This window comes from Tersicoccus solisilvae (assembly GCF_014643255.1).
In the GTDB taxonomy this organism is placed as follows: Bacteria; Actinomycetota; Actinomycetes; order Actinomycetales; family Micrococcaceae; genus Tersicoccus; species Tersicoccus solisilvae.
Map to the genome: position 1 here is coordinate 1 of NZ_BMJI01000099.1, position 540 is coordinate 540.

Consider the following 540-nt stretch of genomic DNA (forward strand, 5'->3'; position numbering starts at 1 on the left):
ATCGCCGCTTTCCAGGCGATCATCATTCATCGCCAGACACATGGAGCAGCCCGGCAAGCGCCATTCAAACCCGGCCTCGACAAACAGTTTATCCAGCCCTTCGGCTTCGGCCTGAGCCTTTACTTGTCCCGAGCCAGGCACCACTATGGCGGTCACGCCGTCAGCCACCCGCCGACCACGGATCTGCGCCGCGGCGCTGCGCAGATCTTCGATGCGTGAATTGGTGCATGAACCAATAAAGACCTTGTTGATGGCCACATCCGTCATCAGGGTACCTGGTGTCAAACCTATATAATTCAGCGCCTTTTCCATACTGCCGCGCACTGTGGCATCGGCCTCCTCGGCGGGGTTGGGCACAGGTTTATCTATGGCCACCACCTGGCCCGGATTAGTGCCCCAGGTCAGTTGCGGCGCGATTTCACTGCCTTCCAACTCCACATAGGCATCGAAGATAGCATCTTCATCAGACTTGAGCGTCTTCCAGGCTGCCAGGGCGGCATCCCAATCGGCGCCCTTGGGCGCAAACTGACGCCCCTCAAG

At 58.9% G+C, this 540-nt stretch carries 1 protein-coding gene; it reads right to left on the reverse strand.

Annotated elements, in window-relative coordinates; all coding sequences use genetic code 11:
- The coding region (locus tag IEX22_RS16430) for an aconitase family protein (RefSeq protein ID WP_268236891.1) at positions 1-540 on the reverse strand (540 nt) is incomplete at both ends.